Annotated in this window: 10 protein-coding genes; 2 read left to right on the top strand and 8 right to left on the bottom strand. The window is 60.5% G+C overall.

Going from position 1 to position 12,161, the window contains the following annotated elements:
• Positions 1–164: 164 nt before the first annotated feature.
• Positions 165–809: a LysE family translocator gene (locus tag M0Q23_05200; protein ID MCK9528038.1), complete on the top strand. Its 645-nt coding sequence runs from the start codon at positions 165–167 to the stop codon at positions 807–809.
• Between the two features lie 6 nt (positions 810–815).
• Here the strand turns inward: M0Q23_05200 and M0Q23_05195 are convergent, their stop codons facing one another.
• From M0Q23_05195 to M0Q23_05170, 6 genes are all read right to left on the bottom strand, one after another.
• A complete protein-coding gene (locus M0Q23_05195; protein ID MCK9528037.1) occupies positions 816–1,184 on the bottom strand; it encodes a response regulator in 369 nt (122 codons plus the stop codon).
• A complete protein-coding gene (locus M0Q23_05190) occupies positions 1,181–2,962 on the bottom strand; it encodes an ATP-binding protein (protein ID MCK9528036.1) in 1,782 nt (593 codons plus the stop codon). Before M0Q23_05190 ends, M0Q23_05195 begins: the two co-directional genes overlap by 4 nt.
• Before the next feature lie 107 nt (positions 2,963–3,069).
• On the bottom strand, positions 3,070–4,443 hold the full coding sequence (locus M0Q23_05185) for a hypothetical protein (GenBank protein MCK9528035.1): 1,374 nt from the start codon (positions 4,441–4,443) through the stop codon (positions 3,070–3,072).
• Positions 4,444–4,453: 10 nt separating this feature from the next.
• Positions 4,454–7,345: a carboxypeptidase-like regulatory domain-containing protein gene (locus tag M0Q23_05180; protein MCK9528034.1), complete on the bottom strand. Its 2,892-nt coding sequence runs from the start codon at positions 7,343–7,345 to the stop codon at positions 4,454–4,456.
• Between the two features lie 248 nt (positions 7,346–7,593).
• A complete protein-coding gene (locus M0Q23_05175; protein MCK9528033.1) occupies positions 7,594–8,457 on the bottom strand; it encodes a hypothetical protein in 864 nt (287 codons plus the stop codon).
• A gap of 13 nt (positions 8,458–8,470) precedes the next feature.
• Positions 8,471–9,037, bottom strand: coding sequence for a hypothetical protein (locus tag M0Q23_05170; GenBank protein ID MCK9528032.1), 567 nt, complete (start codon positions 9,035–9,037; stop codon positions 8,471–8,473).
• A 635-nt stretch (positions 9,038–9,672) separates the two neighbouring features.
• Between M0Q23_05170 and M0Q23_05165 the strand changes: the two genes are divergently transcribed.
• Positions 9,673–10,338, top strand: a complete 666-nt coding sequence (locus tag M0Q23_05165; protein ID MCK9528031.1) for a response regulator transcription factor — start codon at positions 9,673–9,675, stop codon at positions 10,336–10,338.
• A 449-nt stretch (positions 10,339–10,787) separates the two neighbouring features.
• Here the strand turns inward: M0Q23_05165 and M0Q23_05160 are convergent, their stop codons facing one another.
• Positions 10,788–11,240, bottom strand: coding sequence for a hypothetical protein (locus M0Q23_05160; GenBank protein ID MCK9528030.1), 453 nt, complete (start codon positions 11,238–11,240; stop codon positions 10,788–10,790).
• Positions 11,241–11,293: 53 nt separating this feature from the next.
• The gene (locus tag M0Q23_05155; protein MCK9528029.1) at positions 11,294–12,058 is read right to left on the bottom strand and encodes an enoyl-CoA hydratase-related protein; all 765 of its coding nucleotides are present in this window, start codon (positions 12,056–12,058) and stop codon (positions 11,294–11,296) included.
• Between the last annotated feature and the right edge of the window lie 103 nt (positions 12,059–12,161).

Genomic DNA, 12,161 nt, shown 5'->3' with positions numbered 1-12,161 from the left:
ACACGCTGAAATCAAAACCCTATTTCTAATGGTTTCCATTAGAACATACTCAGGATAATCTCACAACTAAAAGCGACTAACGCTATCTATTATGACCAAAATCTGCTAATGGAAAATCTGGGTTTAAGAACCTTGCACGAAGCCGTCCTGGACAGGGGTTCAACATGCCGACCACTCTTTTCGCCATTTTCGGGTCGTCCTTTGTGATCGCCCTTTCCGGTGCCCTGATGCCCGGGCCGTTGCTGACCGCCACGATCAGCGAGAGTTCACGGCGGGGGTTCGTGGCGGGGCCGTTGATGATTGCCGGTCATGCCGTTCTGGAACTGGGGCTTGTCATCGCCCTCCTGCTCGGATTGGCGCCATTTATTAAGCTGCCGTCGGTGTTCGCGACTACGGCCCTGGTGGGATCGGTCATTCTCTTCTGGATGGCTTTCGGAATGTTCCGCTCCCTGCCCTCTCTGAGCCTGTCATGGGAAAAAACCCGCGACCGGGGGCGTCATCCGATGGTAACCGGCATAGCCATGAGCGTAGCCAACCCCTACTGGTTCATCTGGTGGGCGACGATCGGCCTCGGGTACATACTGTACTCTTGGCAGTTCGGTTTCTGGGGGGTCGCTTTCTTTTTCTCCGGTCACATCCTGGCGGACCTGGCATGGTATTCCACCGTTTCCGCCGCCGTGGCGGGTGGAAGGCGCTTCCTCACCGACCGCCTTTACCGGGGCCTTATTGGAGTGTGCGCCACGCTCCTGATTGTATTTTCAGCGTATTTTTTCTATTCAGGTCTGGAAACGCTCAGATCGATCATCTGAGTGATTTCAGGCGATATAGCGATCGATTGCTTCACGGACTTCGTTTACCATGGTGCACAGGTCGAAGGGCTTGATCACGTACCCATCGGCTCCTGACTGAAGTGCCGTTTCCATCATCTGGTCGTCGATGACGGCGGTCATCATGACGACCGCTATGTGAGATCCGATCTTTTTTATTTCTTTCAGCACCTCGATGCCGCCTCTCCCCGGCATGACGATGTCGAGCAGAACGACATCGGGGAGGACGGCCCGTACCTTCTTCAGGGCCTCCGTCCCTTCGAAAGCCGTGTAAACATCGTATCCCCGTGCCGCCATGTGCAGCTCCAGCAGCCTCGGTATTTCAGTTTCATCATCTACAATGAGCAATCGCTTCACAGGTCACTCCTTTCCGGTTTCGAGTCCATGCCGCGGCACCCCTCCCCCGTCACGGGAAGCTCTATGAAAAATGATGCCCCTCCCCACCTGTTGTTTTGTGCCCAGATACGACCGCCGTGCCGGCGGATGATGCCCTGTGATATGGAAAGCCCCATGCCTGTTCCCCTTCCCGGTGCACGGGTGGTATAGAATGGATCGAATATGCGGCCCAGATCCTTTTTCCGTATGCCCGTGCCGTTGTCGGAAATAACGATCCTCAGATATTCTCCATCGTCGTGGCGACGGTGTTCGGTGCGTACCGACAGCAGCCTGTCCTCCTTGCCTTCCATTGCCCCCAGGGCATTGGAAAAGAGATTTATCAGTACCTGCTCCATTTTTTCCCTGTTGAGCGGTATGGAAGGAAGACCGGGGCTGTAGTGCAGATCCGTTGTCATTTCTTCAATTTTAAGCTGTAACCGGTACATTCTGAGAACGCCGTCGATGATATCGTTGATGTCAGCGGGCGCCATGGCCTCGCTGGAAGAGCGGGCATACTGCTTCAGCCCGTCGGCTATACGGGCGATACGTTCCACCTGGCGCGCACAGACATCCAGTTCCTCGAGTACGTCGGGAGAAAGGTCCCCCAGGGTTTTCACCCGCTGTAGTGCCAGGGAAATGATGCCCAGGGGGTTGAGGATTTCGTGGGCGACTCCCGTCGATACGCGGCTCAGGGAGATCATCTTCTCCGTCTGCTGGATCCTTTCTTCCAGTTTTTTGCGTTCCGTCTCGTTCCTGAAACATTCAACGGCACCGATGACGGTCCCTTCCGTGTCGCGAAGCACCGATGCCGTGGCCGTTAAGTACACATCCCCCTTCGGCAGGGCGGGTGTCAGGGCTTCCGCGTAAAAGACATCACCCTTCCGGTCGATCCGGGCATGGTCTGTCCGGCCTTCAAGCTCGGGGAGAAGGGCGATATCGATCAGCATGGGTTTTATTTCACCGTAAAAGACCGGGGCATACACGTGGTCTCCCCTGCCCAGCATATCGCCGGCCGGAACTCCGGTAAGGTTCTCCATGGCCCGGTTCCAGGCGATGACCGTTCCTTCCCTGTCGATGACAAAGGTGGCGTCGGGAAGAAACTCAATGATACTTTCCAGAATACCCTGTGAACGGCGCAACTCGGTCAGGGCCGCTTCCCGTTCTTCTTCGGCCTGTTTGCGCCGGGTGATGTCCTCGTACAGTACCTGGTAGCGCTCTTCGCCGTCCCGGACGAGGGGGTTCCGCCAGACCTGAATGTGGCGTTCAATTCCTTCCTTACCCGTGGTCTCGATCCTGTACTCTTCCAGGCCCGTTTCATCGGAACATCGTTCTTCGGCACTGCCGTCATCGACGATCGACAGGTATCGGTTCAGTGTTTCCTGGAGAAGGCGGTGGGCGGCGCGAATGTCTATCACCGCGGCAAGACGGGCCGCAAAGAGGGCAAGCAGTTCTTTCTCAGCCGCGGGGGATGGAAGCCCGCCTTCCATGACCGCTCCTTCCGGCCGGTCAGTGGTTACCGTCAGGGTTCGACCCTCGGCGGTAATTGCCCGGGCCGCCCGTGCCCGGGGTGATCCCTTCCACATACCGGCGGTCCCGACGGTTCCGTCATATTCGATCCGCACGGCGGTTGCCCCGGGATTCCGCAGGCCGGCCTGAATGATCCCGGCAAAGAGGTTGAAAAGCTCTTCCAAGGGCAAGGTGATTTCACGCATCATCGAAAGCACCGTCCGCTGTAACAGATGTTTTGCTTTTTCTCCCATGGCATCGATCCCCTTTCTGTCTGGCATTGACGGCATCGGAAAAAGTCCGAATGCCGAGAAAAGCGCCGGGACACGCTTCCCTGAGGGACCATGAAGCGTGCGCGGTGCTAGGGTTCCGCCTCCTCGATGGCGAATTCCACCGTCACCGACCGTGCCGTTTCTATCGGCGCCAGTGAGGAAAAATCCGTCACTTCCAGCCTGTAGGCAAGTTTCGCGCCGGTACGCGCTTCGTTTCTGATTCCTGATCTGATCGCCTGGGGAACATCGGTGAGTCTGACCGTGTTAAAGCCGTCTCCGTTCACTGAAAGCGCCGTTCCGGAGGGGAGGGTGCCGCTGCGTATCACGGCCGTCAGACGATTCGTGCCGCCGTCGACCACCGATACCCAGCCGAGGGTGGCGGTCAGGAAGTCTTCATCCGAGGCCTGACCCTGGCCGCCGATGGTGATTCCCCCGCCCACGTTCAGGATGACGGGACCGTCCACGGTAACCCTGTTGGCCGGCTTTTCATAACGGATCACAACGATGCCCGATCCGCCGTCACCGCCGTTTCCGGAACTGCTGCCGCCTCCGCCGCCGCCCGAACCGGCGGTTCCCGCCATGCCGTCTCCGCCGTCTCTCATGGCGCCGTCACCCCCGCCGCCCGAACCGCCGAAACCGCAGCCGCTGTACCCGGCACCCCCGCCGCCACCGGCGAGCATGGTTCCCGTGACGGGTGAGAGGCGTCCGTCACCGCCGCTTCCGCCCCGGCAGACGCCGCCATGGGAGCCGGACGTGCCCGCCCCGCCGCCGCCTCCACCGGCGTGATTGTCATAGATACCGCATACAGCGGAGCCTGAAGGGCCGGAGCTGCCTCCATCATGACCGTATCCCCGTCCGCCGGCAGGGCTTGTCTGGGTACTCGCGCCTCCCGGGACACCGCTCCTCAACCCTCCCCCGCCGCCCGAACCGCCGGGTCTTCCGGGATTCCCCATGGTGGGACCGGTGGTGAATGTTCCGCCCCCGCCGCCACCCACGGCCACACGGGAACCAAGACGTGAATCGCATCCGTCCTTCCCTGTTCCCCCATCGGCGGTTCCGATTCGCGATCCTCCCGCTCCGCCGAAACCCACCGTTATGGGGTAGATTGTGTCATCGATACGCATGGCACCTTCCACCATGCCGCCGGCCCCACCCCCGCCGCCGGCCCCGAAGGACCCCGCCGGAGCCATGCCTGCTCCGCCCCCGCCGCCCCCTACCACGAGATACTCCACATCCTGTATGTCCGGATGGGGCCGCTGGAAGCTCGCGCCGCCGACGGTGGTGTATTCGTGGACACAGTACGCGCCGCTTTCGTACGTGGCATCCCCCAGGGCGGGGCAATCGAAGCACAGGGCGACTTCCACGGCCGGAAAGACCGGGACGACGACCAGCGCGACGCTTGCCAGAAACCCTCCCGCACGGGCGGCACGGGCCTTCCAGGATACCGGAAGATCGATGGCCATGAGCGTTCTCCTATTCCATGCCGATTTCATCGGGCAGGCGGTATTTCCCGACATTTTTGATCCGTCGGAGACGAGGACGGACCTCAACGACAATCTCTCCCGTTTCACCCGGCGCCATGGATACGGACAGGGTGGATCGTTCAGTGTAATGGTGCTCGGGCAGATTGTGGCCGTACACCTTCACTGTCCATTCGCCGGGGTGCAACCCCTCGAAAAGAAACGTTCCGTGCTGATCGCTGATGGTGCGGCGCAGGTCACCGTGACGGCATATTTCCACCAGGATACCCTCGATTCCGCCGAGGCCGCCCCCGTTGGAGCCGGCTCCATTCCCATCGCCCACAAGGAAACTGTCGCCCTCCGCGCGCTCTGGATCACGCTCCGGTTCAACAATGACAATCCGCCCGAAAAGGGAAGCCGAAGCGGTCAGCCTGATGTCCCGTTCAACCGACGTTCCCCCGGCTACGGTCACCGTTGTTGACGTTCCGTCGGCAACCACGAGGCCCTCTTCCAGGACGCGTTCGTCCAGACGCAGCTCATACACCCCCGGGGACAGTGTCAGGAATTGAAAACGCCCCTGATCGTCGGTTCGGGATGCCGTGTCGTCCACGTAAACCACGGCACCGGCGCGGACCGCCCGACCCGGAACATCGGCCCGCGTAATCTTTCCCGACAGTGAACCGGAGGATTGTCGCCGGCCCAAGGGGATATCCAGGGGAATCGTATAGGTGGCTTGACAGATGGTCCGGGACTCCCGGGCGCTCCCGTCGGAACGGCGGACGTCGAGCTCCAGGCGGTGGCCGTTGGGCAGGCGATAGCGAAAACCGGCGTTGTAATGGTCGGTATCGGCCCGCTCGCGCATCGGCCGGCCCGGGCAGTCCAGGTCATTGCGCCGGTAGGTACCGTACATGGTACCGTTTTCAGTCGGCTTCCAGCGGACAGAACCACCGAAGTACCGTTCTCTCCGCAGCAGATAGCGTTCGCCCCTGTCCTGATCGTCCGTGCCGAAACCGCAGATCAGTGAAATAAACAGGCCGCGGCGGTGCCTGAAGGCCGCCGAGGCTTCATAGGCGGCGGAACGGTAATCCACCCGGCGAAGCAGGTCCTCACCCCTGCCCCGGCGAGCCTCCAGGCGATACCAGAGCGGTCCTGCACTTCGTCCCGCGGTAACGCGGGCATTGTGTTCTCGAAGACGCCGGGCGTCGGCGGGCAGATCGTCGGAACGGTCGTAGCGCTCGTAATAGAAACCCACAAACCACCGCAGGGGCAATTTCATGCTGACTCCGCTGCGGTAAAGGTTCTCCCTGGGAGCGGAACCGCGCCGCGGGTCTCCCTGAAGATTGCGCTCGTATCGATTGCAGGAGCTGTTGAAGCGCATTCGCCTGTTCAGAGGCACCGAGAGGGATGCGGCACGTACAGCGGAATCGGAGTTCCGGCCGGAAAAATCGGGACCCGATCGACGGCTGGACAGGATAATACCCACATCCCTGAACAGGACTCCGTTGTAGGAAAGGCGGAGCGCCCTGTCCTTCGCGTCGCCTTCCCTGCCGCCGCGGCTCATTTCCATGTTGTGACGGTCACCGCGGCTGAAACCGTATTCCATCTCGATCCGGTGCCGATCACGGAACCGGAACTGTCCCTGAAGGCTGAAGAGAGTGTCGCCGGTGGCCGGAAAACTGCTCCAGGCGTCATAGTGGAGCCGGAGAACATTGAAGCGCAGTTCCGCCCCGGGTCCGGGGACGTGGGAAAGGTAGCCGCCGGTATCCCGGCGCTCCTGAAAACCCCACCTGTCGGCCGCATGGTACATGCCCGCCGTCAGGGAGCCGGCCGGCACGTGAAGCTCGACGCCGGCGCCCCGGCCGTATCGATAGTGTGAAGTCAGGTCTGAAAGCCCGTAGGCCAGATCGCCGGCTTTCGCCGTCCAGCGGGTTGTTCCGTAGCGCATCCAGTATTCATCGCGGTCACCGAGCACGGCACGGCCCGTCCTGTCCGGCGCGCGGAGGGAAAATTCCAGCCTGTGCCGCCGGTTTTCGTCCAGGTGTCCCTCGCCTGCCAGGGAAAACTGCATTCCCTGCCGGTGATCGTCGAGCCCCGCGAGGACGGAAAGTTCCAGGGGAAAGCGGTGGTATATGTCCTCTCCCGCCACAAGAGGAACCACCTCGATGGGAACGGTTACCCGCGCCGTCAGAGGCCGGCCGTCCTGCAATCGATCACAGGCGGCGTCAATCAGCACGCTCCGGCGCCGCGGCTGTTTCAGCGCCGGGTCGGCATGACCGCCGACGCCGACCACCCGGCTGTCCCCGGCGGCAAGTCCGAAGGATGCGGGCTCAACGGTGACGGTACCGCCGCCGGTGATGGCGGCGCTCAGCGTCACCGTGATCGGCACGTTTCCTCCGTTGACCAGACGGGCCTGGAATGAAAAGGGTTCGCCGGCGGCCACCCGCTCCGGCAGGGGGCCTTCCGGAAGAAGATACAGTTCGCACCGGGACGGAACTATCACCTTGAGGGACTCAGAAACGCTCACGGAGCTGTCACGCCTGCTGGTCACGTGATACCGGACATCATAGTCTCCGGCGGCCTGCGGACGCCCTGTCCTGATAACCACGATGCGCGACATCTCCCCGCCCGCCCCGAGAATAAAATCAAAAAGAGGCACCACCAGATGCCATCCCTCCGGCAGTTCGACCCGCTCCCGGAGGGTTTCTTCCCGGGATGAGCGGTTGGCAACCCGGAACGACAGGGTGACAATTTGCTCCGGATCGGCCTGAATGAATTCAGATGATGTCCTTTGCACTTCTATTCCCCGCCCAAGAGCAATCGAGGGGAGCGCTCCTATGGCGCCGGTCAACAGAATGGAAGCGGCTATCCAGGAGTACCCGGCAGACAGTCTGATACGCAACGCCATGGCAATTCCAGATTCATACGGGCATGGCGGCATCGTACAAAGGTAGCGGAGGATATGATCTCAGGCATTATAACCGGATGCCGCTCAGCGCTTTTTTCTTCGTTCCCGCACCGCAGTCCAAAACAGGCCTCATTTCTCGGGGCGCGCTCGCCCTGCCCGCCGAAACTTTTACGAAACTGTTCAGCCTCTTACGTTTTTCGACGTTCTACGAGGTCGTCAGGTCACGTAGGGCCCCCGGAGGCCTGTTTCTAGGGGATGACAATCTCGTACCGAGCGCCGAACACATTGTCTCTCCCGTCATCGGCTATGACGAGCGCGCTGTATGCGCCGGACGGAACTCCCGGCAGGGCGACGCGCACCCGTGACGAGTTTCCCGGAAGCAGGGCCTGCCGCGGGGCGTCGAAACGACCGATGGAAAGACCCTGTTCATCGAAAAGCTCCGTCCATACCGCGACGTTCAAATGACGCTCACCGGTGTTTTCAAGGTCGAACCGCAGCACGGGCCGCCCCTCCGTCTCTTCCAGCATCTGCCCCTGAAAGCGCGCGTCGGTCCGTCCCGTGCCGCGGATGTGGATGATCAGGTGGATTCCCGTGCGCACGGTCGTACGGATGTTCAGCCGCGGCCGGCCTTCGTGTTCGTCGGGCGGTCGGAGAACCTCCATCGGCAGGGGTTCCACCAGGAGCATGCTCCAATAGGTTCCCGCCAGGGACGGGTCATGGGGGACACGCGCTATAAACGTAAAGGACGATGAACTGTTGGCCGGGATTACCCGTTCCCGGGGTACGACATGCACCCATGGCGCGTTGGATCGGTCAAGTCGCCCGGCCTCCCCGTACCGGGTGGTGCCGTCCGAGCGGCTGCGGTAATCCGTCAGACGGACACGGACAATACGGTCCCGGGTACCTTGGTTGCGTACGATTACCCGTCCCTGAGCCTCGTCACCGGGCGCGAGGACCATGTGACGGCTCAAGGCCCCCACGACGCTGATCTCAGCGACAACCGGCGCTGCCGTCAGCAGGACGAGAAGTGCCGCCACGCCTGTGAACCCGAGCCATGTGACGACATCCTTCATGGCGGCCCGGGAATCTGAAAGAACCTTCGCCCCCTTCATCGCGCAGCCGGGATCAGGAACCGTCGGTCAGCGTGTAGGTGACCTCGATGGTGACCGTACCCGCCGTCTCCAGGTCTTCCGGTGTCAGGGCAACACTGTAGGTCAGCTTCACGCCGTCTGTCGCCGCTGTCCCCGTATAACCGCTGCCGATGCCCGTCACGATGTCCGCAGCGACGGTACCGAGCGTTACCGTTGTGGGTACCGCCGAACCCACGGCGCCGACTTTGTTCCCGGTGGCACTACTGGGAACCACCCTGAGAACCAAACCATTTGGAACCGGTGAGGCGCCGGTGATCGCCCCGGTGATCTTTCTGGTGGCGCCGTCCGCGACGATTGACGTGTACTGCAGATAATTGGTGTTGGCGTTTGTATACGTGATCAGGGGTGAGTCACCGGCGGTTTCCGGGCTCCCGATCGCGGCCATAACGGTCGTTCCTTCGTGAATACGCAGGTTCGCCACCTCGCTGACAGTGATCTCCACGAGGTGGCTGTCGGTATTATCGGCCGCCTCCGCCGGGCCGGTCCGGGCGGCGAGAACCGCGAGGACGGCAATACACATCACCAGAGCTCTTTTTTTCATTGCACGCTCCTTTCGTTCAGTGAACATCCTGCCGGGCGCGCGACGCCCGGAACCCTTGACGCCGGGTTCCACGAGCCCTTGTCCTATGATGGAACCCTGATAATTCGGAGGAGAGGGGATCGCGGACCGGGGACGGGATACGAAGCGGGCGGCATTGAACATCTGTTGTTGAAATATCCTGCTTCTTCTGGTAGGAACACCATACTAGGAATGGGTCCCCGTTAACATTCCCGCTATTTGTACATGTCATGTGGAGATAGCTGTACTTCCGACTACTGCCGACCCGGAACAAACGCGCCGTTGAGCATTCTTCGACCGGTGTATCGACCGGGCACATCCTCCTCATCTTTGACGCACCGAAACCGCCGTGCAACTGATTCTTAACTCTTCCGGTCCTGTCGTGTTAGAAAGACATGCGATGTAGCAATGTCCGAAGACATGGCCCGTGACCGGCGGACGACGTTACAGGCCTGACAGCGGCGAAGAAGCCGACCGGGTTGACGTTTTCAAAAGGAAAGGACCGGTGGTCCGCGTCGCCGGAAGGGACGGTGATACCGATGAAACACGGTGGAGAAACGGATAATTCACGGGAACGTCCCCGAAAACAAGGGGACGTTGTCACGGAGGAGTTCTCTATGAGCATTAACATTTTGATAGCCGATGATCACGTCATGTTCCGGGAAGGGTTAACACTTCTCATAGAAAGAGACCAGGAAATGAAGGTGGTGGGACAGGCGACCAACGGGCGGGAAGCCGTCACCATGGCCAGGAAGCTCACCCCTCCGATCGTCCTGATGGATATCAACATGCCCCGGCTCAGTGGAATCGGGGCAACGGAAATCATCAAGAGAACCCTTCCGAACGTGAACGTCATCATGCTGTCCATGTACTCCACGGAGGAGCATGTTTTCCGTTCCTTGAACGCGGGAGCGAAGGGCTACCTGCTCAAGGATCTCGCGGGAAAGGAGGTCCTGAAGGCCATCAGGACGGTAAACGCGGGGAAGACGTACCTGTGCCGGCAGATATCGTCAATCGTGATCGATGAATACGTTAAGCACCGGGCGAAAAACAACGACTCGGGCAGCCTGCTGAGCATACTCAGCCAGCGGGAATACGAAGTGCTCCGGCTGGTCGTGGAAGGATATCCGTCAAAAAAAATCGCCGACAGCCTCTGCATCGCCAACAGCACGGCCGACACCTACCGCCATCGCATCATGAAAAAATTGGGTGCGTCCAGCAACGCGGAGCTTATCAAACTGGCTCTCCAGAACGGCCTGATCCCCATGGACACGAATCTGTAAGTCCTGATCCGCCCCGGACCGTCATTCCAAGCGCCCCATGCCGTCACTGCGACCAGCCCGGACCGTCACTGCGGCCGCCCCGTGCCGCTATTCCAAGCGCCACCCTTCGCTATCGCAACCACCCGCTTCACCATCCTCGCCCGGTCCACGCCATCATTTCGACCAGCCCCACGCCGTCACTGCGGCCAGCCCGGACCGTCACTGCGGCCGCTCCGTGCCGTCATTTCGACCGAAGGGAGAAATCTTTCACATTGGTGGATGACGGTCGCAAAGAAAGATTTCTCGTCGCTGCGCTCCTCGAAATGACAAAACTTGCTGCGCTCCCCGGAATGACGGATTTTAAAGGCCTCGAGTGATAAAAAGGTCCACGGGGACGGCGCACGTCTTGAGAAATGAAACGCGCTTTATCGGTTGTGTCGGTTCGACCGCCTCTCTCGGAATGACATCATTCACCGGTTTCTTGGGAAGGGTGTCGTTATGGAGACCCGTTTTTCTCCCCGTATCCGTATCGTGATGTCGAGGCCCATGACAGAGTACCAGTCGCCGATTTTCCACCCTCGATCATCGAGAACATCGAATCCGTGGAGAACTGTGGTGTGGTCCAGGGCTTTACGCTGCATGTCGAGTACAAGGTTCTTCATGGCTGACTCGGTCAGATCGCGTTTTTTCCACAAACCGCCCTCGAGAGACCAAGACCTGTTTATACCCATCAGGGCGTTGGGACAGGAATCGGGTCCACTGGTGTAGTACTGCTTTTCGGGGTCAACCCGGAAGGTCTCGTAGCGCTCGGCGACGTTCCCGGCGGGCAGGAGTCTCCCGTAGCGGCCTCCACCGAGCCCTTTCACCAGTACCACAACCACGACAGCAGCCACGAACAGAATGATGATCGTCTGGGTGCTCATGGGAATCTTTCCTGCCGGAGCCGGCGGCGCTCTCCCGACTTGCGGCTCCGTTTTTATCTCTTCAGATTACGGAAATCGGGCTGTCGTTTTTCCATGATGGCCTGTATGGCCTCGGTATTTTCCGGTCCGCCGAGCTGACGTTCCATGCTCTCGCGCTCGACCCGGAGGGCTGCCTCGATACCGGCCCCATGGACCGCTCTGAGGCTTCTTTTGGCCTCCCGCAGCGACGCCAGGGGCAACCGGGCGATTTCCGCCGCCCGGGCCATCGCCTCTTCCAGCAGTTCGTCATCCTTACACCCGCGGGATGCTATTCCGGTCTCTACCGCCCGTTCGGCATCGATCCATTCGGCGGTCAACATGAGTTCCGCGGCCCTGCGGGGTCCGATGAGGGCCTGAAGCATGTAGGTGCTGGCGAATTCAGGCGATATGCCGAGAGCGGTAAAGGGCAGCCTCATGCGCAGGCTCTCACCGACGTAAACGATGTCGCAATGAAACAGCATGGTCGCGCCGCCTCCGACGGCCACGCCCCTGACAGCGCCGATAAGCGGCTTGTCAAAATCGACAAGGGCCCGTTCGCATATCCGATAGGCGGGTTCATCCACGAGGTCGGAAAAGTCGGCCAAGTCCTGGCCTGCCGAAAAATCTCCGCCCGCGCCCGTTATAAGGGCAACGATAACCCCGTCGTCTTCCCGGGCCGCATCCAGTTCCGCGGCAAGGGCTTTCCATTGAGCCCGGTCGAAGGCGTTCTTCCGTTCCGGGCGGTTCAAGGTCAGCAGCAACACGCCGTCTTTCTGCTCCGTTATGATCGTCTTTTCCATGGTGACCCTCCTCATTTCTATCATGGTTAGCCGCCGCAGTGCGGTGAGCGTACCAGAAAGCGGCCCGGTATGCGAGTCCGGAGTTCGTCAGAATTATCCCAAT

This window comes from Syntrophales bacterium (assembly GCA_023228425.1).
Taxonomy (GTDB): domain Bacteria; phylum Desulfobacterota; class Syntrophia; order Syntrophales; family UBA2210; genus MLS-D.
This window is presented reverse-complemented; position numbering and strand designations above follow the sequence as displayed.

Excerpts from the sequence above, each read along its gene's own strand:
- M0Q23_05165 (MCK9528031.1), top strand. The coding sequence starts at position 9,673 with ATGAGCATTAACATTTTGATAGCCGATGATCACGTCATGTTCCGGGAA.
- M0Q23_05160 (MCK9528030.1), bottom strand. The coding sequence starts at position 11,240 with ATGAGCACCCAGACGATCATCATTCTGTTCGTGGCTGCTGTCGTGGTT.
- M0Q23_05170 (MCK9528032.1), bottom strand. The coding sequence starts at position 9,037 with ATGAAAAAAAGAGCTCTGGTGATGTGTATTGCCGTCCTCGCGGTTCTC.
- M0Q23_05175 (MCK9528033.1), bottom strand. The coding sequence starts at position 8,457 with ATGAAGGGGGCGAAGGTTCTTTCAGATTCCCGGGCCGCCATGAAGGAT.
- M0Q23_05200 (MCK9528038.1), top strand. The coding sequence starts at position 165 with ATGCCGACCACTCTTTTCGCCATTTTCGGGTCGTCCTTTGTGATCGCC.
- M0Q23_05180 (MCK9528034.1), bottom strand. The coding sequence starts at position 7,345 with ATGGCGTTGCGTATCAGACTGTCTGCCGGGTACTCCTGGATAGCCGCT.
- M0Q23_05190 (MCK9528036.1), bottom strand. The coding sequence starts at position 2,962 with ATGGGAGAAAAAGCAAAACATCTGTTACAGCGGACGGTGCTTTCGATG.
- M0Q23_05155 (MCK9528029.1), bottom strand. The coding sequence starts at position 12,058 with ATGGAAAAGACGATCATAACGGAGCAGAAAGACGGCGTGTTGCTGCTG.
- M0Q23_05185 (MCK9528035.1), bottom strand. The coding sequence starts at position 4,443 with ATGGCCATCGATCTTCCGGTATCCTGGAAGGCCCGTGCCGCCCGTGCG.